The sequence below is a fragment of the Endozoicomonas sp. ALD040 genome, assembly GCF_049275945.1.
Classification (GTDB): Bacteria; Pseudomonadota; Gammaproteobacteria; order Pseudomonadales; family Endozoicomonadaceae; genus Endozoicomonas_A.
The window spans coordinates 3,571,962-3,598,288 of sequence record NZ_CP184829.1 but is presented as its reverse complement, the minus strand read 5'-3'; the positions used below and the strand labels follow the sequence as shown (position 1 = coordinate 3,598,288).

Sequence of the window (26,327 nt, the reverse complement as noted above, 5' to 3'; positions counted from 1 at the left end):
TTTAGCAGAAGTTTTTTGACAGAAAAACACGCTCACTTTCTTGATCTATCCTTCCTCTTTGTATATCAGGAGGCAAGGATAAAATCATTAAATACTCACTCTTTGCGGCACCTTTGCTGCTACTTTTGCTGACTGTCGCCTGTCAGGCCGAAACGTTGACAAGACGTTATATTGTTGAGCTACAACAGGATGCAGATTTTTCAAACCAAAGTTTTTCTATAAAGCCAAACCAAGGTGCACTGTCGGATGATCCGTCAGATATTACCGACAAAAACGGTTTTGTAACACCAGATTTACTCTCTGATTATAAACGACGATGCTTTTTCAATTGCGAAATAAAAACCACCCTCATTGAGTCGATTTCCTGGCAGTTGCTTTACGCCACGAATTTGCTGGTTGCCTTCGAACTGATCATGACCAGCAAAGCCCCCCCTCCGGGTGCTACCTCTTATTCATGGCTACCGGTAGAAGGGATTATCACTGTCGGCTGGCTTTTGAAAAGCTATTGGAACCGCGACTCACCGCTGTTTAAACCGATTGAACAATCAGAAATGAGGTTGACACAGGGGAATCAGCCCTTTGCGATCACTACTATGATGCACGGCTCCGGATATGACCAACAACAACCACAACAACAACAAAGCCAGCTACCAGAGTCATCTGGCCAACAAGCCCCACAAACACCCCCCCAGCCAACAAGCGCTTTCACCAACCCTCTGTCTTCTGGCTCCGGTGACGGCTGCGGAGACCCTCAACAACAGGCACATACTTTGGATTTAGATTGTTTCGTTCACCCCTGTCATGGCGTTTGTAAATTCCGACCATCTTCCGAATCCACCTGCAACCTGACAATGATCGATAAGGATGGCCAGCTACGGAATTGCAAGAAAGTCTACAAGACTACTCAATCCCTTTTGAACCACAGAAAAGGATACCACACCGGTAAAAGAACCTGTCTCGTGCCCGTAGTCGGGAAGGATGGTCGGCTGCGACCATGCGGAGAGGTCTGGAAAAATGCCACTGCCCTGTCGAATCACAGACTAAAGGCCCACACCGGGCAACAAACCTGTAACGTCATAATGGTCACAGAGGATGGTCGGGAACGGCCATGCGGAGAGGTCTGCAAGAATGCCAGTGCCCTGTCGGGCCATAAAAGAAGGAAGCACACCGGGCAGCAAACCTGTGAAATCATAATGGTCACAGAGGATGGTCAGGAACGTCAATGCGGAAAGGTCTGCAAGAATGCCAGCGCCCTGTCGTGTCACAAAACAAGCGCCCACACCGGGCAAAGAACCTGTGATGTGACCGTGGTCGATGAGGATGGTCAGCCACGGCCTTGCGGGAAGGTCTTCAAGAATGCCGGTTCCTTGTCGGGTCACAAAAGAGACGCCCACACCGGGCAACAAATCTGTGACGTGATCGTGGTCGGAGAGGGTGGTCAGCAGCAACCATGCGGAACGGTCTGCAAGAGCGCCAAAACCCTTTCATCTCACAAGGTTGGATGCCACAGCGGGCAAAAAACCTGTGCGGTACTCGTGGTCAGCAAGGATGGTAAGCCACAACTGTGTGGGAGGGTCTTCAAGAACGCCTATATCCTGTCAGATCACAAAAAAAGAAAGCACAGTGGGCAAAAAACCTGTGCTGTGACCGTGGTCGGAAAGGATGGTCAGCCGCAGCCATGTGGAAAGGTTTACAAGAATGCCAAAACCCTGTCTGTGCACAAAAGAATGCATCGAAAACGCAAGCCTGTTGATGCGAACCAGAAAGACGGTCTCAGCCCTCCATAAGGTAATCTGAAGTAAGCAACAACCTTTAACAGAAAGATTCTGACAGAAAAACAGGCTTACTTTCTTGATCTATCCTTCCTCTCTGTATACTTGGAGGCAAGGATAAGATCATTAAATACTCACTCTTTGCGGCACCTTTGCTGCTACTTTTGCTGACTGTCGCCTGTCAGGCCGAAACGTTGACAAGACGTTATATTGTTGAGCTACAACAGGATGCAGATTTTTCAAACCAAAGTTTTTCTATAAAGCCAAACCAAGGTGCACTGTCGGATGATCCGTCAGATATTGCCGACAAAAACGGTTTTGTAACACCAGATTTACTCTCTGATTATAAACGACGATGCTTTTTCAATTGCGAAATAAAAACCACCCTCATTGAGTCGATTTCCTGGCAGTTGCTTTACGCCACGAATTTGCTGGTTGCCTTCGAACTGATCATGACCAGCAAAGCCCCTCCTCTGGGTGCTACCTCTTATTCATGGCCACCGGTAGAAGGGATTGTCACTGTCGGCTGGCTTTTGAAAAGCTTTTGGAACCCCGACTCACCGATGTTTAAACCGATTGAACAATCAGAAATGAGGTTGACACAGGGGAATCAGCCTTTTGCAATCACGACTATGATGCACGGCTCCGGATATGACCAACAACCACAACAACAAAGCCAGCTACCAGAGTCATCTGGCCAACAAGCCCCACAAACAACCCCCCAGCCAACAAGCGCTTTCACCAACCCTCTGTCTTCTGGCTCCGGTGACGGCTACGAAGACCCTCAACAACACGCACATACTTTGGGTTTAGATTGTTTCGTTCACCCCTGTCATGGCGTTTGTAAATTCCGACCATCTTCCGAATTCACCTGCAACCTGACAATGGTCGATAAGGATGGCCAGCTACGGAATTGCAAGAAAGTCTACAAGACTACTCAATCCCTTTTGAAACACAGAAAAGGATACCACACCGGTAAAAAAACCTGTCTCGTGCCCGTTGTCGGGAAGGATGGCCGGCTGCGACCATGCGGAGAGGTCTGGAAAAATGCCGGTGCCCTGTCGAATCACAGAATAAAGGCCCACACCGGGCAACAAACCTGTAACGTCATAATGGTCACAGAGGATGGTCGGGAACGGCCATGCGGAGAGGTCTGCAAGAATGCCGGTGCCCTGTCGGGCCACAAAAGAAGGATGCACACCGGGCAGCAAACCTGTGAAATCATAATGGTCACAGAGGATGGTCAGGAACGTCAATGCGGAAAGGTCTGCAGCAATGCCAGCGCCCTGTCGAGTCACAAAACAAGCACCCACTCCGGGCAAAGAACCTGTGATGTGACCGTGGTCGATGAGGATGGTCAGCCGCAGCCTTGTGGGATGGTCTTCAAGAATGCCGGTCCCCTGTCGGATCACAAAAGAGACGCCCACACCGGGCAAAAAGCCTGTGACGTGACCCTGGTCGGAGAAAATGGACGCCAGTGGCCTTGCGGAAAGGTCTGCAAAAGCGCCAGAGCCTTGTCGTCTCATAAGTTTGGATGTCACAGTGGGCAAAAAACCTGTCAAGTAATCGTAGTCGGCAAGGATGATAAACCGCAACCATGCGGGAGGGTCTGCATGAATAGCAGCGCCCTGTCGAGACACAAAAAAAGCGCTCACACCGGGCAAAGAACCTGTGATTTGACCGTGGTCGGGGAGGACGGACAGTCGCGGCCATGCGGGAAACTCTATAGTAGTGCTGATTCTCTCGCGTGTCATAAATTCAAACAACACACCGGGAAAAAAACCTGTGACGTTATGATGGTTGTGAAGGATGGTGAGCGACGGCCATGCGGAACAGTTTGCAAGAATCGCCAAGCCCTTTGTAACCACAAAAGAAATGCCCACACCGAACAAAAAACCTGTGACGTTATGATAGTCGGTGAGGATGGCCAACAGCGACCATGCAGAAAGGTTTACAAGAATGCCAAAACCCTGTCTGTGCACAAAAGAATACACCGAAAGCGCAAGCCTGTTGCTGCGAACCAGAAAGACGGCCTCAGCCCTCCATAAGGTAAAGTGAATAAGTAAGAACCTTTAGCAGAAGGTTTTTGACAGAAAAACAGGCTTACTTTCTTGATCTATCCTTCCTCTCTGTATATCTGGAGGCAAGGATAAAATCATTAAATACTCACTCTTTGCGGCACCTTTGCTGCTACTTTTGCTGACTGTCGCCTGTCAGGCCGAAACGTTGACAAGACGTTATATTGTTGAGCCACAACAGGATGCAGATTTTTCAAACCAAAGTTTTTCTATAAAGCCAAACCAAGGTGCACTGTCGGATGATCCGTCAGATATTGCCGACAAAAACGGTTTTGTAACACCAGATTTACTCTCTGATTATAAACGACGATGCTTTTTCAATTGCGAAATAAAAACCACCCTCATTGAGTCGATTTCCTGGCAGTTGCTTTACGCCACGAATTTGCTGGTTGCCTTCGAACTGATCATGACCAGCAAAGCCCCCCCTCCGGGTGCTACCTCTTATTCATGGCTACCGGTAGAAGGGATTATCACTGTCGGCTGGCTTTTAAAAAGCTATTGGAACACCGACTCAGCAGTGTTTAAGCCGATTGAACAAACAGAAATGAGGTTGACACAGGGGAATCAGCTCTTTGCAATCACTACTATGATGCAAGGCTCCGGCTATGAGCAGCAACAACCACAACAACAACAAAGCCAGCTACCAGAGTCATCTGGCCAACAAGCCACACGCCAACCAACAAGCGCTTTCACCAGCCCTCTGTCTTCTGGCTCCGGTGACGGCTTCGGAGACCCTCAACAACACGCACATACTTTGGGTTTAGATTGTTTCGTTCACCCCTGTCATGGCGTTTGTAAGTTCCGGGCATCTTCCGAAAACATGGGGCCAACTGAAAGGGCGCTGAATTCTGAAGAAAGTCTGGCGAGCTCTACAGGAGTAACACCCGGACAAAACCCATGCCCCCATAATTGTCTCTGCCATCGTTGCAGCAGGCATTCTGATTCTGCAAATGAAACATCAAATGATCGCTTTGCCATTCAACTCCAATGCACTTCTGGCCAACTGTTTCAGGGACATGGCATTGATGACAACCCGTTCAATACAAGCGCTCCTGTGCCAGTCCCCTGTAACCTGAGAATACTTGATGAGGATGGTCAGCTACGAAATTGTGAAAAAGTTTTCAAGAGTGTTCAATCCCTTTTGAATCACACAAAACAAGTCCACAGCGGTAAAAAAATCTGTCTCGCGCCCGTGGTCGGGAAGGATGGTCGGCTGCGACCATGCGGGGAGGTCTGGAAAAATACCAATGCCCTGTCGAGCCACAAAAGAAGGATGCACACCGGGCAGAAAACCTGTGATGTTATAATGGTCACAAAGGATGGTCAGGAACGGCCATGCGGAAAGACCTGCAAGAGTAGCGGTGCCCTGTCGGACCACAAAAGAAGGACGCACACCGGGCAGCAAACCTGTGAACTCATAAGGGTCACAGAGGATGGTCAGGAACGTCAATGCGGAAAGGTCTGCATGAACGCCAGCAGCCTGTCGAGTCATAAAAAAAGAGCCCACGACATGCGAAGAACCTGTGATGTGACCGTGATCGGGGAGGATGGTCAGCCGCAGCCATGCGGGACACTCTGCAAGAGTTCCAGGTCTCTCGCGAGTCATAAATTCAGACGCCACACCGGGCAAAAAACCTGTGACGTAATCCTGGTCGGAGAGGATGGCCAGCAGCGACCTTGCGGAACGCTCTGCAAGAATGTCGACACTTTACGGTATCACAAAGATAGCACTCACGCCGGGCAAAAAACCTGTAACGTTATGATGGTTGAGGAGAATGGCCAGCAACGACCATGCGGAAAGGTTTGCAAGAATGTCTATAAACTGTCAGATCACAAACAAAGACAGCACAGTGAGCAAAAAGCCTGTGCTCTGATCGTGACCGATGAGGATGGCCGGGAACGACCTTGCGGAACGGTCTGGAAGAATGTCAGCGCTCTACGGTATCACAAAAAAAGCACCCACACCGGGCAACAAACCTGTGACGTTATGATTGTCGGGGAGGATAGCCAGCGACGACCATGCGGAAAGGTTTGCAAGAATGTCTTTACCCTGTCTGAACACAAAAAAAGAAATCACAGCGAGCAAAAAACCTGTGATGTGATCGTGACCTATGAGGATGGCCAGGAGAGGCCATGCGGGAAGACCTGCAAGAGTGCCTGCGTTCTACAGGAGCACAAAAGAAACACTCACTCCGGGCAACAAACCTGTGACTTTATGATGGTCGGGGAGCATGGTGAGCAACGGCCATGCGGAACAATTTGCAAGAATAACCTTGCCCTTTGTTATCACAAAAGAAGTACCCACTCCGGGCAACAAACCTGTGACGCCATAATGGTCACAGAGGATGGCCAGAAACGGCCATGCGGGAAGGTCTACAAGAATAAAAATGTCTTGTGGCGTCACAAAAAATACGCCCACACCGGGCAACAAACCTGTGATGTAACAGTGGTCGGGGAGAATGGTCAGCGACGGCCATGCGGAAAGCTTTACAAGAATGCATTGACCCTGTCTAATCACAAAAGAACCCATCGAAAACGCCAGCCTGTTGATGCGGACCAGAAAGACGGTCTCAGCCCTCCATAAGGTAGAGTGAATAAGAAAGAACCTTTAGCAGAAGGTTTTTGACAGAAAATCACGCTTGCTTTCTTCATCTATCCTTCCTCTCTGTATATCTGGAGGCAAGGATAAAATCATTAAATACTCACTCTTAGCGGCTCCTCTGCTGCTACTTTTTCTAACTGTCGCCTGTCAGGCCGAAACCTTGACCAGACGTTATATTGTCGAGCTTCAACAGGATGCAGCTTTTTCAAACCAGTGTTTTTCTATAAAGCCAGACCAACGTTTACTGTCGGATAATCCGTCAGATATTGCCGACAAAAACAATTTTATAACACCAGATTTAGCCTCTGATTATAAACGACAGAGTTTTTTCAGTTACAAAGTAAAAACAACTCTCATTGAGTCGATTTCCTGGCAGTTGCTTTACGCCACGAATTTGCTGGTTGCCTTCGAACTGATCATGACCAGCAAAGCCCCTCCTCTGGGTGCTACCTCTTATTCATGGCTACCGATAGAAGAGATTGCCACTGTCGGCTGGCTTTTGAAAAACTATTGGAACCCCTACTCAGCACTGTTTAAACTGATTGAACAATCAGAAATCAGGTTGACACAGGGGAATCAGCCCTTTGCAATCACTACTATGATGCACGGCTCCGGCTATGAGCAACAACAACCACAAAGCCAGCTACCAGAGTCATCTGACCAACAAGCCCCACAAACCACACGCCAGCCAACAAGCGCCTTCACCAACCCTCTGTCATCTGGCTCAGGTGACGGCTTCAGAGACCCTAAGCAACACGCACATACTTTAGGGTTAGATTGTTTCGTTCACCCCTGTCATGGCGTTTGTAAATTCCGATCATCTTCCGAAAACATGGGGCCAGCTGAAAGGTCGCTGAAATCTGAAGAAAGTCTGGCAAGCCATTCAGGAACAACACCAGAACAAAACTCTTGCCCTCACAATTGTCTCTGCTATCGTTGCGTTCGACATTCTGATCCCGCAAATGAAACATCGAATAATCCCATTGCCATACAACTGCAATGGGCTTTTGGCCAACCATTTCAGGTACATGACATTGATGACAACCCGGCCAATACAACCCCCTCTCCAGTGCCAGTCCCCTGTAACCTGACAATACTTGAAGAGGATGGTCAGCTACGGAATTGCGAGAAAGTCTACAAGAGTGTTCAATCCCTTTTGAATCACAAAAGACAAGTCCACACCGGCAAAAAAACCTGTCTCACTCCCGTGGTCGGGGAGGATGGCCTTCTGCGACCATGCGGGAAGGTCTGCAAAAATTTAGTTGCCCTGTCGAATCACAGAAGAAGTGCCCACACCGGGCAGCAAACCTGTAACGTGATAATGGTCACAGAGGATGGTAGGGAACAGCTATGCGGAAAGGTCTGCAAGAGTGGTGGCGCCATGTCGAGTCACAAAAAAAACGTCCACAGCAGGCAAAGAACCTGTGGTGAGACCGTGGTCGGGGAGGATGGTCAGCTGCGGCCATGCGGGAAACTCTTCAGAAGTACTCAATCTCTCTCCACTCATAAGTACAGTCGACACACCGGGCAAAAAACCTGCGACATGCCCCTGGTCAGAGAGGATGGTCGGCAGTGGCCATGCGGAACGGTCTGCAAGAGCAACAAAGCCTTGTCAGATCACAAGCGTGGATACCACAGTGGGCAAAAAATCTGTGAAGTAATCGTGATCGGCGAGGATGGTAAACAGCAACCATGCGGGAGGGTCTGCAAAAATGCCTATATCCTGTCGAGTCACAAACAAAGACACCACAGCGAGCAAAAAACCTGCGATGTGATCGTGGCCGATGAGGATCGCCAGCAGCGGCCATGCGGAAAAGTCTGCAAGAGTGTTCAAGACCTGTCATGTCACAAAAGCAGATACCACTGCGGACAACAAACCTGCAACGCTATATTGGTCAGCGAGGATGGCCAGCAACGACCTTGCGGAACCGTCTGCAAGAATAAACGAACTCTGTCGGGTCACAGAAGGAGCGCCCACACCGGGCAACAAACCTGTGATGTGACCATGGTCGGAGAGGATGGTCAGCCGCAGCCTTGTGGAAAGGTTTACAAGAATGTAAACACCTTTTCTAAGCACAAAAGAACCCATCGAAAACGCAAGCCTGTTGATACAAACCAGAAAGACACTCTCAGCACTCCATAAGGTAATGTGATTAAGTAAACAACTTTAGCAGAAGGTTTTTAACAGAAAAACACGCTTACTTTCTTGATCTATCCTTCCTTTCTGTATATGTGGAGGCAAGGATAAAATCATTAAATACTCACTCTTTGCGGCACCTCTGCTGCTACTTTCGCTGACTGTCGCCTGTCAGGCTGAAACCTTGACCAGACATTATATTGTCGAGCTTCAGCAGGATGCAGCTTTTTCAAACCAGAGTTATTCTATCAAGCCAGACCAACGTTCACTGTCGGATAATTCGTCAGATATTGCGAACAAAAACGGCTTTAAAACACCAGATTTAGACCCTGATTATAAACGACAGAATTTTTTTAGTTACGAAGTAAAAACAACCCTCATTGAGTCGATTTCCTGGCATTTGCTTTACGCCACGAATTTGCAGGTTGCCTTCGAACTGATCATGACCAGCAAAGCCCCTCCTCTGAGTGCTACCTCTTATTCATGGCTACCGATAGAAGGGATTGTTACTGTCGGCTGGCTTTTGAAAAGCTATTGGAACCCCGACTCAGCACTGTTTAAACCGATTGAACAATCAGAAATCAGGTTGACACAGGGGAATCAGCCCTTTGCGATCACTACTATGATGCACGGCTCCGGCTATGACCAACAGCAACCACAAAGCCACCTACCAGAGTCATCTGGCCAACAAGCCCCACAAGCCAACTGCCAGCCAACAAGTGCTTTTACCAGCCCTCTTTCTTCTGGCTTCGGTGACGGCTTCGGAGACCCTCAACAAAACGCACATACTTTGGGTTTAGATTGTTTCGTCCACCCCTGTCATGGTGTTTGTAAACTCCGACCATCTTCCGAAAAAATGGAGCCAACTGAAAGGTCGCTGAATTCTGAAGAAAGTCTGACAAGCCTCACAGTAGCAACACCCGGACAAAACCCGTGCCCCCATAATTGTCTCTGCTATCGTTGCACCAGGCATTCTGATCCTGCAAATGAAACATCAAAGGATCCCTTTGCTATTCAACTCCAATGCGCTTCTGGCCAACTATTCCAGGTACATGACATTGATGATAACCCGGATAATACAACCGCCCCTGCAGAGCAATTCGCCTGTAACCTGACAATGGTCGATGAGGATGACCACTTACGAAATTGCGAGAAAGTCTACAAGAGTGCTCAATCCCTTTTGAATCACAAAAAACAAGTTCACAGCGGTAAAAAAACCTGTCTCGCGCCCGTGGTCGGGCAGGATGGTCGGCTGCGACCATGCGGGAAGGTCTGGAAAAATGCCGGTGCCCTGTCGAGCCACAAAAGAAGAACGCACACCGGGCAGAAAACCTGTGAAGTCATAATGGTCACAAAGGATGGTCAGGAACGGCCATGCGGAAGGGTCTGCATGAGCGCCAACTCCCTGACGAATCACAAAAAGAGAGCTCACGACATGCAAAGAACCTGTGATGTGACCGTAGTCGGAGAGAGTGGCCAACAGAGGCCTTGCGGAACGGTCTGCAAGAGCGCCAAAGCCTTGTCAGACCACAAGCTTGGATACCACAGCGGGCAAAAAACCTGTGCAGTCATTGTGGTCGGCAAAGATGGTAAACCGCAACCATGCGGGAAGTTCTGCAAGAATGCCAGCGCTCTGTCGAGTCACAAAAACAGCGCCCACACCGGGCAAAGAACCTGTGATGTAACCGTGGTCGGTAAGGATGGTCAGCTGCGGCCATGCGGGAAACTCTGCAACAGCAATCACTCTCTCTCTTCTCATAAGTTCAATCAACACAGCGGGCAAAAAACCTGTGACTCAACCCTGGTCGGAGAGGATGGCCAGCAGCGACCTTGCGGAACGATCTGCAAGAGCGCCAAAGCCTTGTCGTCTCATAAGCTTGGATATCATAGCGGGCAAAAAACCTGTGAAGTCATTGTGGTCGGCAAGGATGATAAACCACAACCATGCGGGACGGTCTGCATAAATGCCTACGCCCTGTCGGCTCACAAAAAAAACGCCCACAGCGGGCAACAAATCTGTGAAGTTATGATAGTCGGGAACGATGGTCAACCGCAGCCATGTGGGACACTCTGCAAGACTGCTCAAATTCTCTCGTGTCATAAATTCGATCACCACAGCGGACAAAAAACCTGTGTCTTAACCGTTGTCGGGGAGGATGGCCTGCAGCGACCCTGCGGAAGAGTCTGCAAGAGCGCCAGGTCCTTGTCGTCTCACAAGCTTGGATACCACAGCGGGCAAAAAACCTGCAGTATGCTCATTGCCGATAAGGATGGCCAGCAGCAGCCATGCGGGAAGATCTGCACGAATGTCAACGCTCTGCGGTATCACAAAAAAAGCGCTCACACCGAGCAACAAACCTGTAACCTTATGATGGCCGGGGAGGATGGCCAGCAACGGCCATGCATGACGATCTGCAAGAGTCCTGCCATGATGAATCACCAAAGAAGATACCACTCCGGGCAACAAACCTGTGAAGTAACCGTGACTGGGGAAAATGGCCAACCTCGGACATGCGGCATAGTCTTCCAGAATGTTAACGCTCTGGAGTATCATAAAAAAAACGCTCACACCGGGCAACAAACCTGTGTCGTTAATATGGTTGGGGAGGGTGGTGAGCGACGGCCATGCGGAACAGTTTGCAAGAATAGCCGAGTCCTTCGTAATCACAAAAGAAATGCCCACGGCGAGCAACAGACCTGTGACCTTATGATAGTCGGGGAGGATGGCCAGCGACGACCATGCGGGAAGGTCTATAAGAATAAGTCGGTCCTTGCGGATCACAAAAAAAACGTTCACACCGGGCAACAAACCTGTGACGCTATGATAGTCGGTGAGGAAGGTCAACAGCGGCCATGTGGAAAGGTTTACAAGAATGCCAAAACCCTGACTGCGCACAAAAGAACACATCGAAAACGCAAGCCTGTTGATGTGAACCAGAAAGACAGTCTCAACCCTCCATAAGATAAAGTAAATAAATAACGACCTTTAGCAGAAGGTTTTTGAAAGAAAAAAAACTCACTTTCTTGATCTATCCTTCCTGTCTGTATACCCGGAGGCAAGGATAAAGTCATTAAATACTCACTCTTAGCGGCACCTCTGCTGCTACTTTCGCTGACTGTCGCCTGTCAGCCAGAAACCTTGACCAGGCGTTTTATTGTGGAACTTAAACAAGATTCAGTTTTTTCAAACCAGAGTTTTTCTATAAAAAAAGACCAACGTTCACTGCCGTATAGCACGTCAGATATTACCGACAAAAACGGTTTTAAAAGACCAGATTTATCCTCCGACTATAAACGACAGTACTTTTTTAGTTACGAAGAAAAAACAACCCTCACTGAGTCGATTTCCTGGCAGTTGCTTTACGCCACGAATTTGCTTGTTGTCTTCGAACTGATCATGACCAGCAAAGCCCCTCCTCTGAGTGCTACCTCTTATTTATGGCTACCGGTAGAAGGGATTGTCACTGTCGGCTGGCTTTTGAAAAGCTATTGGAGCCCCGACTCACTTCTGTTTAAACCGATTGAGCAATCAGAAATCAGGTTGACACAGGGGAATCAGCCCTTTGCGATCACTACTATGATGCACGGCTCCGGCTATGACCAACAACAACCACAGCAACAGCCACAACAGCAAAGCCAGTCACCAGAGTCATCAGGCCAACAAGCCAAAGGCCGACCAACAAGTGCTTTCACCAGCCCTCTGTCTGCTGGCTCCGGTGACGGCTACGAAGACCCTCAACAACACGCACATACTTTAGGTTTAGATTGTTTCGTTCACCCCTGTCATGGCGTTTGTAAATTCCGACCATCTTCCGAAAACATGGGGCCAGCTGAAAGGTCGCTGAATTCTGAAGAAAGTCTGGCAAACCCAACAGGAGCAACACCCGGACAAAACCCCTGCCCCCATAATTGTCTCTGCTATCGTTGCAACTGGCATTCTGATTCTGCAAATGAAACATCAAATAATCTCTTTGTCATTCAACTCCAATGCGCTTCTGGCCAAATTTTTCAAGTACATGACATTGACCGCAATTCGGTCAATACAACCGCTCCGGTGCCAGTCCCCTGTAACCTGACAATACTTGATGAGGATGGTCAGCTACGGAATTGCGAGAAAGTCTACAAGAGTGCTCAATCCCTTTTGAATCACCAAAAAAAATTCCACACCGGCAAAAAAACCTGTCTCGCACCCGTGATCGCGGAGGATGGCCGACTGCGACCATGCGGGGAGGTCTGGAAAAATGCCGATGCCCTGTCGGGTCACAAAAAAAAGGCCCATACCGGGCAACAAATCTGTGCAGTCATAATGGTCACAGAGGATGGTCAGGAGCGGCCATGCGGAAAGGTCTGCATGAATGCCAGCGCCCTGTTGACTCACAAAAAAAGCGCCCACACCGGGCAAAGAATCTGTGATGTAATCGTGGTCGGGGAGGATGGTCAGCCGCAGCCATGCGGGAAACTCTGCAATAGTGCTGACTCCCTCTCATGTCATAAATTCAAACAACACACCGGGAAAAAAACCTGTGACGTAACCATGGTCGCAGAAGATGGCCAGCTGCGACCTTGCGGAACGGTCTGCAAGAATGTCGGCGCTCTGCAGTATCACAAAAGAAGCACCCACACCGGACAACAAACCTGCGACGTTATGATGGTCCGGGAGGATGGCCAGCGACGGCCATGCGGAAAGGTTTGCAAGAATGCCTGTGCCCTGTCAGATCACAAAAAAAGAAATCACAGCGAGCAAAAAACCTGTGATGTGATCGTGACCGATGAGGATGGCCAGGAGCGGCCATGCGGGAAAGCCTGCAAGAGTGCCTGCGTTCTACAGGAGCACAAAAGAGACACTCACTCCGGGCAACAAACCTGTGACGTTATGATGGTCGGTAAGGATGGCATGCGACGGCCATGCGGAAGAGTTTGCAAGAATCGCCGAGCCCTTTGTAATCACAAAAGAAATACCCACGCAGGGCAACAAACCTGTGACGTAATGATAGTCGGGGAAGATGGCCAGCGACGACCATGCGGGAAGATCTATAAAAATAAGTCGATCCTTGCGGATCACAAAAAAAACGGCCACACCGGGCAACAAACCTGTGACGTTATGATAGTCGGGGAGGATGGTCAACAGCGGCCATGTAGAAAAGTTTACAAGAATGCCAAAACCCTGTCTGAGCACAAGAGAACACATCGAAAACGCAAGCCTGTTGATGCGGACCATAAAGACAGTCTCAGTCCTCCATAAGGTAATGTGAATAAGTAACCACCTTTGGCAAAAAGTTTTCGACAGAAAACCACGCTTACTTTCTTGATCTATCCTTCCTCTCTGTATATCCGAAGACAAGGATAAAATCATTAAATACTCACTCTTTGCGGCACATCTGCTACTACTTTCGCTGACTGTCGCCTGTCAGGCTGAAACCTTGACCAGCAAAGCCTCTCCTCTGGGTGCTACCTCTTATTCATGGCTACCGATAGAAGGGATTGCCACGGTCGGCTGGCTTTTGAAAAGCTATTGGAACCCCGACTCACCACTGTTTAAACCGGATGAACAATCAGAAATGAGCTTGACACAGGGGAGTCAGCCCTTTGTAATCGCTACTATGATTCAAGGCTCCGGATATGACCAACAACAACCACAACAACAAAGCCAGCTACCAGAGTCATCTGGCCAACAGGCCCTGCAAGCCAGCCGCCAGCCAACAAGCGTTTTCACCAGCTCTCTGTCTTCCGGCTCCGGTGACGGCTACGAAGACCCTCAACAACACTCACACACTTTGGATTTAGATTGTTTCGTCCACCCCTGTCATGGCGTTTGTAAATTCCGATTACATTCTGATTCGGCAAACGAAAGGTCAAATGATCCCTTTGCCATTCAACTTCAGGCACATGGCATTAATGACAACCCGGTCAATACAACCGCTCCTGCAGCGCCAGTCTACTGTAACCTGACAACGGTCGATCAGTATGGCCAGCTATGGAATTGCAAGGGAGTCTACAAGAACGCTAAATCCCTTTTGGATCACCAAAGAAAAGTCCATTCCGGTGAAAAAGCCTGTGTCGTGCCCGTGGTCGGGAAGGATGGCCAACAGCGACCATGCGGTAAGCTCTGCAAGAATGCCAAGACCCTGTCGGATCACAAAAGAAGGTCGCACTCCGGGAAAAAAACCTGTGACGTAACATTGGTCACAGAGGATGGCATGGAAAGGCCATGCGGGAAGGTCTGCAGGCATGCCATGGCCCTGTCGGATCACAAAAGAAACGCCCACACCGGCCAAAGAACCTGTAATCTTGCCTTGCTCGGGGAGGATGGTCTGCGACGGCCATGCGGGAAGGTCTGCAAGAATGCCATCGCCCTGTCGGATCACAAAAAAAACACTCACATCGAACAGAGAACCTGTGGCCTGACCATGGACGGAGAGGATGGTCTGCAGCGGCTATGCGGGAAGGTCTTCAGAAATATCAAAGCTCTGTCGAATCACAAAAGAAACGCCCACATCGGACTAAGAATCTGTAAGGTGCGACTGGTCCGAGAGGATGGCCAGCAGCGGCCTTGCGGAAAGGTCTGCAAGAGCGTCAGAGCTTTGTCGTATCACAAGCTTAGATACCACAATGAAAATAAAACCTGTGAAGTAATCGTGGTCGGCAAGGACGGTAAACCGCAACCATGCGGGAAGGTCTGCAATAATGCCTACATCCTGTCACTTCACAAAAAAAGAAACCACAACGGGCAAAGAACCTGTGTTGCAATCGTGGCCGATGATGATGGTCAGCAGCGGTCATGCGGGAAGGTCTGCAAGAGTGTCGGCGCTCTGCGAGATCACAAAAGATACACTCACAACAGGCAACAATCCTGTGACATAGCAGTGGATGGTAAGGATGGTCGGCAGCGGCCGTGCGGGACGCTCTGCAAGAGTGCACAAACTCTTTCAAGTCACAAAAAAACACATCAACAACGCAAGCCTGTTGATGTGGACCAGAATTAGCAAAAGGTTTTTGTCAGAAAAACAAGCTTATTTTCTTGATCTATCCTTCCTATCTGTATACCAGAAAGCAGGTATAGAATTATTAAACACTCTCTCTTTGTGACACCACTGCTGCTATCGTTGTCTGTCGTTAGTCAGGCCGAACCGTTGACAAAACGTTTTGTTGTCGAGTTCCAACAGGATCCAGGTTCTCCAAACCAGGGTTTTTCTGTAAAGCCTGACCGACGTAAATTGGCGGGTAAGCCGCCAGACATTAATGGCTTAAAAAGATATTCAGAGCCTTCTCTACATTATTTCAAACGACAAAGATCGTATGGTTATCGCATAAAAACGTTCATCATCGAGTCGATTTCCTGGCAATTGCTATACGCCACCAACCTGCTGGTTACTTACGAACTGATACTGACCACAAAAGGTACTCCTCTGAGCCCCAGCTTTTATTCATGGCTTCCTTTAGAAACAGTTGTCGCTGTCGGCTGGCTTTTAAAAAGCTACTGGAACCTCTGTTCACCACTGTTCAAACCAATTAAACTACAGTCGGCTTTTATTTCGGCACTGGGGATGCATCCTTTTTCGGTCACTATTATGATGCCTGGCTCTGAAAATGAACAACAAAAGGGCCAACCATCAGGATGCTCTGACCAACAAACCCCCGTTACAACCACACATCCTATAAGCTATTTCACCAGACTTCAGTATTCCGGCTCTGGTGGTGGTGACAAAGCCCCCCACCAACAACACACGTTGGATTTAAACTGTTTTGTCTATTCCTGCAATGGCGTTTGTAGATTTCGATCAGCAGCCGGACCGGACCCACACTGCAACTTGATTGAAGGACACTGCTCGAGATCCATCAATGATTTTGATGCTTTAAGCGCTCCGGATTTCCGACAAAACCCACTTTTTGAAACATTGAACAGTCTACCTGACATTCAACACCATAATGCGCAAATGCCCGGGAATGAATCTGCCACCACTGAAGATTTGATTATCATCAACGGGTTACTCAATCTTCGAAATCAAAGCTCTTTTAAAGTAACACAAAAAACGACAACAGGATCATACCAATGGGTTAAAAAACCACGTCATCTTTCAACAGGTATCAGGCATGCCAGTGATCACAGCAGGAAACTAACCTGTGATGCGTCAGTGATTGGAGAAGATGGCCTACAGCGGCCATGCGGGAAGGCCTCTAAGAATACTAAATCTCTGTCGTCTCATAAAAGTAGAGTTCACACCGGACAGCGAACCTGTAACAAAAAACTGGTCGGGGAGGATGGTCGTCAGCGGCTATGCGGTGCCCTGTACAAGAATGCCGGGGCTCTATCGAATCATAAAATCAGAGACCACACCGAACAAAAAACCTGTGACGCGACAGTGGTTAGAGAGGATGGCCAGCCGCAAGCATGCGGAATTCTCTGCAAGAATGCCAGAGCAATGTCAGATCATAAAAGCAAATACCACACAGGACAAAAAACCTGTGAAGAGATCCTGATCGGGGATGATGGAGAGCTACGGCCATGTAGAATGGTCTGCAAGAATGCCATTGCGTTGTCGAATCACAAAAGAATACATCGAAAACGAAAGCCTGTTGTTGTGGATCAGGATTAGGAAATGTTATTTGACAGAAAAGCACGCTTATTTTCTTGATCTATCCTTCCTCTCTGTATACCAGAAGGCAAGGATAGAATTATTAAACACTCACTATTTGCGGCAGCGCTGTTACTGCTATGGTTGTCTGTCATCAGTCAGGCCGAACCCTTGACAAAGCGTTTTATAGTTGAGCTGCAACAGGATACAAGTACTCTAAACCAGAATTTTACTATGAAGCCGGACGGGCTTAAATTGGCGAGTAACCCGTCAGACGTTGCTGACACAAATTTAGAACGTCAAATGACGTATAATTATGACATAAAAATGACCTTCATTGAGTCAATTTCCTGGCAATGGCTCTACGCCACTAACCTGCTGCTTGCTTACGAGCTGATCCTGACCACCAAAGACATCCCTCTGAGTCCCACCCCTTATCCATGGCTACAGATAGAAACGGTTGTCACCGTCGGCTGGCTTTTAAAAAGCTATTGGAACCCCAATTCACTGCTGTTTAAACCGATTGAACGACAGTCTGAATCTATATTGACACAGGAGGGACTCCCGTTTGTGGTCACTGCTATGGAGCCAGATTCCGGAGATGAACAACAAGGCCAACCATCAGAATCATCTGACCAGCAAGCACCCGAAACACCTAAACGCTCTAAAGGCTATTTCATCAGCGTTCAGTATTCGAGCTCTGGTAATGGTGACGAAGCCCCTCAACAACACCAACACACATTAGATTTAAACTGTTTCATCTATCCTTGTCATGGCGTTTGCAGATTTCGATCAATGAATAGTCTTCAGCGCCAATGGGCTTCTGGCCAAACCTTTCAGCCTCAGACACATCAACCTGATAATCTGCGAATGCCCGGGGGTGTGTCTGTCACTTCTGATGATTTGATTATAATCAACGGATTACTCAGTCTTCGTAATCAAGGCCCTCTTAAAGAAACCGTAATTTCCTGTGCGCCTGTGCATTTCACCCCGTCAATGGAAACTTTAGTAACAGAACAAACGACAGAACCATCCCAATGGGGGAAAAGCCCACCCCATCTCTCTCAGAAAGGCACAAGTGAAGCCAGAAGCCACAGCGGGAAACGAACTTGTGACTGGATGCTGGCCGAGGAGAATGGCCAACGGCGACCATGCGGGAAGGTCTTCAACAATATTCACTCCCTGTCGGCCCACAAAAGCAGATACCACAGCGGGCAAAAAACTTGCGACGCAGAAGTGGTCGGGAAGGATGGCCTGCAGCGACCTTGCGGAAAGGTCTGCAAGAATGCTACCGTCCTGACGAATCACAAAAGCAGATACCACACCGGGCAAAGAACTTGCGACGCAAGAGTGGTCAGGAAGGATGGCCTGCGGCGACCTTGCGGAAAGGTCTGCAAGAACGCTCGCGTCCTGACGGATCACAAAAGAAAAGCCCACAGCGGACAAAGAACCTGTACTCTGATGGTGACCGGAGAAAATGGCCTGCGGCGACCATGCAGAAAGGTCTGCCTGAATGCTCGCGCCCTGACGAATCACAAAAGAAAAATCCACGGCGGACAACAAACCTGTGATCTGATGGTGATCGGAAAAGATGGCCTGCAGCGAACATGCGGGAAGAGCTACAGTAGCGCCAGAGCCCTGTCTGATCACAAAGGCAAATACCATACCGGGCAAAAAACCTGTGACGCGACATTGCTCGGGGATGACGGCAAGGAGCAGCCATGTGGAAAGGTCTGCAGGAATATTCAAGCCCTGCGGGATCACAATAGAAGGTACCACACCGGACAACAAATCTGTGACGCGACATTGCTCGGGAATGACGGCAAGGAGCAGCCATGCAGAAAGGTCTGCAGGAATCTTCAAACCCTGCGGGATCACAATAGAAGGTACCACACCGGACAACAAATCTGTGACATAAAACTGGTCGGAGAAGATAGCCAGCAGCGAACATGCGGGAAGATCTGCAAAAATTTTGCGGCCCTGTTGACTCATAAAATCAGAAACCACAGTGAACAAAAAACCTGTGAAGCAACCGTGGTCGGAGAGGATAACCAGCAGCGGCCATGCGGTAAGGTCTACAATAGTGCCAGAGCCCTCTCTGATCACAAGTGCAAATACCATACCGGGCAAAGAACCTGTGATGTGATAGTGGTCGGCAATGATGGTAAAAAACGACCATGCGAAAAGGTCTGCAACAATATTCAAGCCCTCTCGGATCACAAAAAAAAAGACCATACCGGGCAACAAATCTGTGACGCTAGAGTGGTCGGGAAGGATGGCCAGTGGCGATCGTGTGGAGAGGTCTGCCAGAATGCTATCGCCCTGTCGAATCACAAAAGAACACATCGAAAACGCAAGCCTGAAAATGTTGACCGGGACGGTGACTTCAGCCCCCAAAAGATAACGCAAATAAGTAACGATCTTCAATAGCAGGTTTTTGACAGGGAAACACGCTTACTTTCTTGATCTATCCTTCCTTTCTGTATATCGGAACGCAAGGACAGGATTATTAAAAACTCACTTTTTTCGACACCACTTTTTCTGCTACTGTTCTTATCTGCCATCGGCAAGGCCGAACCGTTGACAGGTCGTTTTATTGTCGAGCTTCAACAGAATTCAGGTCTTCCAAAACAGAGCTTTTCAATCGAGTCATACCGGAGTAAATGGTCGGATAAACCGTCAGGCGTTGCCGACATCGACATTTACTCAAGACTAGATTTACCATCCTGTAATGTACGTCAGATATCTAACAATTACGAAGTAAAAACAACTATCATTGAGTCAATTTCCTGGCGATGGCTTTACGCCTCGAATTTGCTGACTGCCGTCGAACTGATCTTTACCGCCAGAGTCTCCAATCTGAACTCTACGCCCTGTTTATGGCTACCTGTAGAAGCCGCTATTGCTGTCAGTTGGTTTTTAAAAAGCTATTGGAGCCCCAGTTCACTGCAGTTTAATCCGATGGAGCATCAAGAGGAGCAACAAGAGGCGACATCCATTTTGAGACATGGAGATCTACCATTTACCAACATCGCTATAATGCTTGGCTCTGGAAATAACCAACAACCCTGTCAACAACAAGACCAGTCATCAGAATCATCCGGCCAGCACGCTCCGGTAGCCACGGGCTATTCTACCAGTGTCCTGTATTCTCGCTCGTGTGACGGTAACGAAGACCCTCAACAACAGCAACATACCTTAGGTTTAAAATGCTTCGTCCAGCCCTGTTATGGTGTTTGTAAATTCCGACCCTCTTCCGAAAGCACGGGGCCAGCTGAATCGTCGCTGAATTATGAAGACGGGGTCGCCTTAGACGGGGTCGCCTCGAAATCAATGGGTAAAAGGGCAACCGATAGGGTGGCCTCTGCCGGGCAGGCAACCTGCAACGTGGTAGTGTTTGGGGACGTCGGGCAGCTGAAGCAATGCCAGAGAATCTTCAAAACTGCTCAAGCCCTGCGTAATCACAAAAAAAGAGTCCATACCGGGCAAAAAATCTGTGATGTGGCCGTGTTCAGGGAAGATGGCCAGCTGCGGCCATGCGGAAAAGTCTACAAAAATGTTGATTCTCTGTCGTCTCACAAAAGAAACTTCCACAGCGGACAAAAAACCTGTAATTCATCCGTGGTTGACGAGAATGGCCAGCTGCGGCCATGTGGAAAGCTCTGCAAAAATGCTGATTCTCTGTCGTCTCACAAAAGAAACTTCCACACCGGGCAACAAACCTGTGACTCAACCGTGGCTGGGGAGAATGGCCAGCTGCGGCCATGTGGAAAGCTCTGCAAAAGTGCTCATTCTCTGTCGTCTCACAAAAGAAACTTCCACACCGGGAAACAAATCTGTGACGTCAATGTGATCGGGGGGAATGGCCAGCAGCAGCCATGCGGAACAGTCTGCAGGAGTGCTCAAAACCTGTCAGAACACAAAAACAAATTCCACGGCGAGCAAAAAACCTGTGAGGAGGTCATTATCGGGGAAGATGGCCAGCCGCAGCCATGCGGGAGGATCTGCAAGAATACTTATAACCTGTTGTTCCACAAGTACAGAGTCCACGGCAAGCAACAAATCTGTGACGCGATAGTCTTCGGGGGAGGTGGCAGGCAGCGACAATGCAAGAAGGTCTGCAAAAATGCTCTTTCACTGTCGGTTCACAAAAGCAAATACCACAGAGGGCAACAAAAATGTGACCATCGAAAACGCAAGCCTGTTGATGTAAAACAGGATGATGATCTCAGTAATCCAAAAGGCAAAGCCGACAGGTAACGGTCTTCGACTGAAGGTTTTCACAGAATAACATCCTTATTCTCCTGGTCTATCCTTTCTTTCTGTAAACCAGAACGCAAGGATAGAATTATTAAGTTCTCACTCTCTGCGACACTGCTGTTGCTGCTAACGTTGTTGCCCGTCATCGGCCTCGGCGAACCGTTGACAAAGCATTTTATTGTCGAGCTTCAAGAGAGTGCAGGTCATGCCAACAAAAATGGCCATGCAAGACAAGACTTACCGCTCGATAACAAACGACAAATATTCACCAATTATAGAGTAAAAAAAGCTATCATTGAGTCGATTTCCCGGCAATGGCTTTATGCCACGAATCTGCTGGTTGCCTTCGAACTGACCCTCACCACCAGAGACGCCACGACTCTGAGCTCCACACCTTGTTCATGGCTACCGGTAGAAGCGGCTCTGACTGTCGGTTGGTTTTTAAAAAGTTATTGGAGTATCAATTCATTGTTGTTTAACTTGGTGGAACAGCAAGAGGCGACACCCATCCTGAGACAGGGAGATCAGCTATTTAGCAACATCGCTATAACGTTTGGCTCTGGAAATAATCAACAACCCTGTCAGCAACAGGACCAGCCATCAGCATCACCCGATCGGCAAGCTCCGGCAGCCAAAGGCTATTCCACCAGCGTCCAGTATTCTCGCACGGGGGACGGTGAAGAAGGTCCTCAACAACAGCAGCAGCATACTCTGGGTTTAAATTGCTTCGTCCAGCCCTGTTATGGTGTCTGTAAATTCCAACCATCTTCCGAAAGCACGGGACCAGCTGAATGGTCGCTGAATTGTGAAGACGGGGTCGCCCCGGACTCAATGGCTATAAGGGCAACCGATAGAGGGGCCTCTGCCGGGCAGGCAACCTGTAACCTGGTAGTGGTTGGGGAGGTTGGGCAGCTGCTGCAATGCGGAAAAGTCTACAAAAATGCTGATTCTCTGTCGTCTCACAAAAGACGCTTCCACACCGGGCAAAAAACCTGTGACGTCTCCGTGATCGGGGAAGATGGTCAGCAGCAATGCGGGCAAGTCTGCAAGAATGCTGTAGCCCTGTCACATCACAAAAGCAAATTCCACAGCGGGCAAAAAACCTGTGACTCGACCGTGATTGGGGAGAATGGCCCGCTGCGGCCATGCGGGAAAGTCTGCAAGAATGCTCTAGCCCTGTCAAATCACAGAAGCAAATTCCACAGCGGGCAAAAAACCTGTGATTCAACTGTGGTTGGGGCGAATGGCCAGCTACGGCCATGTGGAAAGCTCTACAAAAATGCTGATTCTCTGTCATCTCACAAAAGACGCTTCCACAGTCAGCAAAAAACCTGTGACTCAACCGTGGTTGGGGAGAATGGCCAGCTGCGGCCATGTGGAAAGGTCTACAAAAATGCTCATTCTCTGTCGTCTCACAAAAGAAACTCCCACACCGGGAAACAAATCTGTGAGGTCAATGTGATCGGGGGGAATGGCCAGCAGCAGCCATGCGGAACAGTCTGCAAGAGTGCTCAAAACCTGTCGGAACACAAAATCAAAGTCCACGGTGGGCAAAAAACCTGTAACGTGGCCATTATCGGGGAAGATGGCCAGTCGCAACCCTGCGGGAGGATCTGCAAGAATACTTATAACCTGTTGTTCCACAAATACAGAGTCCACGGCAAGCAACAAATCTGTGACGCGACAGTCGTCGGGGAAGGTGGCAAGCAGCAACAATGCAAGAAGGTCTGCAAAAATGCTGCTGCCCTGTCGGCTCACAAAAGCAACTATCATACCGGACAACAAACCTGTCATTTGACCCTGGTTGGGGAGGATGGTCAGCAGCAGCCATGCGGGAAGGTCTACAAGAATGCTCGTGCCCTGTCGGATCACAAAAGAAGACACCACACCAAGCTAAAAATCTGTGACGTAATCGTGGTCTTGGAGGATGGCCAGTCGAGGCCATGCGGGAAAGTCAGCAAGAATGCCTGTGCCCTCTCCGTTCACAAAAGCGGATACCACACAGGGCAAAAAAACTGTGACGTGACCGTGTTTGGTGAGAATCAGCAACCACGACCATGCGCAAAGGTCTTCAAGTGTGCTCGAGCCCTGTCAAATCATAAAAGCAGATACCACAGCGGACAACAAACCTGTAGCACGACCGTGATTGGGGTGGACGGCCAGCCGCGACCATGCGGGAAGGTCTGCAAAAGTGCTGAAGATCTCCTGAGTCACAAAGGAACACATCGAAAACGCAAGCCTGTTGATGTGAAACAGGATGATGATCTCAGTAATCCAAAAGGCGAAGCCGACAGGTAATGGTCTTCGACTGTAGGTTTTCTTGACATCCTCCCCACCCTAAAGAGGGTATCGCAAAACTCTCTCCGGCGTGGGAACGCGTTGACTCCCGTCATTGCCGGCTTCATTCTCGTCATTCCCGGCTTCATTCTCGTCATTCCCGCGAAGGCGGGAATCCACACTGACTCTCCACCAGAACCCTACTGCCCGGTGTCCCCCTGGCCTTGTCATCCCCGAGAAGGCAGAGATCCACCGTTGGCGCTGGATTCCCGCCTTCGCGGGAATGACGACTTCAGAGCGTGAGAACGAGCGGTTGAAGTTTTGCGACACCCTCTAAAAGTACGGGGTTTTACGCTCATTCGATAAAGTAACGATAAAGTAACATCCTTATTCTCCTGGTCTATCCTTCCTTTCTGTAAAACAGAACGCAAGGATAGAATTATTAAGTTCTCACTCTCTGCGGCACTGCTGTTGCTGCTACCGTTGTTGCCCGTCATCGGCCACGGCGAACCGTTGACAAAGCATTTTATTGTCGAACTTCAAGAGAGTGCAGGCCCTGCCAACAAACATGGCCATGCAAGACAAGATTTACCGCCCGATAAAAAACGACAAATATCCAACAATCACGGAGTAAAAAAAACCATCATAGAGTTGATTTCCTGGCAATGCCTCTATGCCACGAGTCTGCTGGTTGCCTTCGAACTGACCTTTACTACCAGGGACGCCAAGCCTCTGAGCTCCATACCTTGTTCATGGCTACCGGTAGAAGCGGCTATAGCTGTCGGTTGGTTTTTAAAAAGTTATTGGAGTATCGATTTACTGCTGTTTAACCCTCTGGGACGTCAAGAGAAACATCAAGAGGCGACATCCATCCTGAGACGGGGGGATCAGCCATTTAGCAACCTCGCTATAACCTTTGGCTCTGGAAATAATCAACAACCCTGTGTGCAACAGGACCAACCCTCAGAATCAACCGGCCAGCAGACCTCGCTGGCCATAAGTTATTTCACCAGCGTCCTGTCTTCTCGCTCGAGTGACGGTAACGAAGACCCTCAACAACAGCAACATACTCTGGATTTAAATTGCTTCGTCCAACCCTGTTATGGTGTCTGTAAATTCCAACCATCTTCCGAAAGCACGGAGCCAGCTGAATGGTCGCTGAACTGTGAAGACGGGGTCGCCTCAGACGGGGTCGCCCCGAACTCAATGGCTACAAAGACAACCGATAGGGGAGCCTCTACCGGGCAGGCAACCTGCAACGTGGTAGTGGTTGGGGAGGTCGGGCAGCTGCTGCAATGCAAGAGAATCTTCAAAACTGCTCAAGCCCTGCGTAATCACAAAAAAAGAGTCCATTCCAGGCAAAAAATCTGTGACGCGCCCGTGTTCAGGGAAGATGGCCAGCCGCAGCCATGCGGAAGAGTCTACAAAAATGCTGATTCTCTGTCGTCTCACAAAAGACTCTACCACACCAGGCAACAAACCTGTGACGTGACCGTGGTCGGGGAGGATGGTCATCAGCCGTGCGGGAAAGTCTGCAAGAATGCTGCAGCCCTGAAACATCACAAAAGCACATTCCACAGCGAGCAAAAAACCTGTGACTCAACCGTGGTTGGGGATAATGGCCAGCCGCGACCATGTGGGAAAGTCTGCAAGAATGCTGCAACCCTGTCACAACACAAAAGCACACTCCACAGCGGGCAAAAAACCTGTGACTCAACCGTGGTTGGGGATAATGGCCAGTCGCGACCATGTGGGAAAGTCTGCAAGAATGCTGCAGCCCTGTCACGACACAAAAGCATATTCCACAGCAGGCAAAAAACCTGTGACTCAACCGTGGTTGGGGAGAATGGCCAGCTGCAGCCATGTGGAAAGGTCTGCAAAAATACTCATTCTCTGTCGTCTCACAAAAGAAACTTCCACACCGGGAAACAAATCTGTGCCGTCAATGTGATCGGGGGGAATGGTCAGCAGCAGCCATGCGGAACAGTCTGCAGGAGTGCTCAAAACCTGTCGGAACACAAAAACAAATTCCACGGCGAGCAAAAAACCTGTGACGAGGCCATTATCGGGGAAGATGGCCAGCCGCAACCCTGCGGGAGGATCTGCAAAAATACTTATACCCTGTTGTACCACAGATACAGAGTCCACGGCGAGCAAAAAATCTGTGACGCGATAACAGTAGGGGAAGATGGCAAGCAGCGACAATGCAAGAAGGTCTGCAAAAATGCTCTGGCACTGTCGGTTCACAAAAGCAAATACCACAGAGGGCAACAAAACTGTGACGTGTCCGTGGTCGGGGAAGATGGCCTGCCGCAGCCATGCGGGAAAGTCTGCAAGAATGCCAGTGCTCTCTCCGTTCACAGAAGCAGATACCACAACGGGCAACAAACCTGTAACACGATCGTAGTTGGGTTGGACGGCCAGCCGCAGCCATGCGGGAAGGTCTGCAAAAGTGCTAAAGATCTCTTGAGTCACAAAGGAACACATCGAAAACGCAAGCCTGTTGATGTGAAACAGGATGATGATCTCAGTAATCCAAAAGGCGAAGCCGACAGGTAATGGTCTTCGACTGTAGGTTTTCTTGACATCCTCCCCACCCTAAAGAGGGTATCGCAAAACTCTCTCCGG

At 49.1% G+C, this 26,327-nt stretch carries 13 protein-coding genes; all 13 read left to right on the top strand.

The annotated features are described in order from the left end of the window. Positions 1–113 precede the first annotated feature (113 nt). The 13 genes from ACOJUN_RS13210 to ACOJUN_RS13150 all read left to right on the top strand — a co-directional run bounded on the left by ACOJUN_RS13210 (position 114) and on the right by ACOJUN_RS13150 (position 26,258). Positions 114–1,787, top strand: a complete 1,674-nt coding sequence (locus ACOJUN_RS13210) for a hypothetical protein (RefSeq protein WP_422132405.1) — start codon at positions 114–116, stop codon at positions 1,785–1,787. 137 nt (positions 1,788–1,924) lie between these two features. Continuing rightward, positions 1,925–3,820, top strand: coding sequence for a hypothetical protein (locus tag ACOJUN_RS13205; protein WP_422132404.1), 1,896 nt, complete (start codon positions 1,925–1,927; stop codon positions 3,818–3,820). Positions 3,821–3,956: 136 nt separating this feature from the next. Next, positions 3,957–6,434, top strand: coding sequence for a hypothetical protein (locus ACOJUN_RS13200; protein ID WP_422132403.1), 2,478 nt, complete (start codon positions 3,957–3,959; stop codon positions 6,432–6,434). 178 nt (positions 6,435–6,612) lie between these two features. Further along, entirely contained in the window at positions 6,613–8,595 is a 1,983-nt protein-coding gene (locus ACOJUN_RS13195) for a hypothetical protein (protein ID WP_422132402.1), read from the top strand. 178 nt (positions 8,596–8,773) lie between these two features. Then, positions 8,774–11,551, top strand: coding sequence for a hypothetical protein (locus ACOJUN_RS13190; RefSeq protein WP_422132401.1), 2,778 nt, complete (start codon positions 8,774–8,776; stop codon positions 11,549–11,551). Positions 11,552–11,746: 195 nt separating this feature from the next. Next, complete coding sequence (locus tag ACOJUN_RS13185; RefSeq protein WP_422132400.1) at positions 11,747–13,831, top strand: hypothetical protein; 2,085 nt, start codon at positions 11,747–11,749, stop codon at positions 13,829–13,831. 178 nt (positions 13,832–14,009) lie between these two features. After that, on the top strand, positions 14,010–15,572 hold the full coding sequence (locus ACOJUN_RS13180) for a hypothetical protein (RefSeq protein WP_422132399.1): 1,563 nt from the start codon (positions 14,010–14,012) through the stop codon (positions 15,570–15,572). 120 nt (positions 15,573–15,692) lie between these two features. Next, positions 15,693–17,183, top strand: coding sequence for a hypothetical protein (locus tag ACOJUN_RS13175; protein WP_422132398.1), 1,491 nt, complete (start codon positions 15,693–15,695; stop codon positions 17,181–17,183). A 282-nt stretch (positions 17,184–17,465) separates the two neighbouring features. After that, positions 17,466–19,592: a hypothetical protein gene (locus ACOJUN_RS13170; RefSeq protein ID WP_422132397.1), complete on the top strand. Its 2,127-nt coding sequence runs from the start codon at positions 17,466–17,468 to the stop codon at positions 19,590–19,592. 150 nt (positions 19,593–19,742) lie between these two features. Next, positions 19,743–21,422: a hypothetical protein gene (locus ACOJUN_RS13165; RefSeq protein WP_422132396.1), complete on the top strand. Its 1,680-nt coding sequence runs from the start codon at positions 19,743–19,745 to the stop codon at positions 21,420–21,422. Positions 21,423–21,554: 132 nt separating this feature from the next. Continuing rightward, complete coding sequence (locus ACOJUN_RS13160) at positions 21,555–23,720, top strand: hypothetical protein (protein WP_422132395.1); 2,166 nt, start codon at positions 21,555–21,557, stop codon at positions 23,718–23,720. A gap of 81 nt (positions 23,721–23,801) precedes the next feature. Next, positions 23,802–24,002, top strand: a complete 201-nt coding sequence (locus tag ACOJUN_RS13155; protein WP_422132394.1) for a hypothetical protein — start codon at positions 23,802–23,804, stop codon at positions 24,000–24,002. A 180-nt stretch (positions 24,003–24,182) separates the two neighbouring features. Then, entirely contained in the window at positions 24,183–26,258 is a 2,076-nt protein-coding gene (locus ACOJUN_RS13150; RefSeq protein WP_422132393.1) for a hypothetical protein, read from the top strand. Positions 26,259–26,327 lie beyond the last annotated feature (69 nt).

What these genes read in the sequence shown, in the direction of transcription:
- ACOJUN_RS13170 (WP_422132397.1), top strand. Translation starts at nt 17,466, where the DNA reads ATGACGTATAATTATGACATAAAAATGACCTTCATTGAGTCAATTTCC.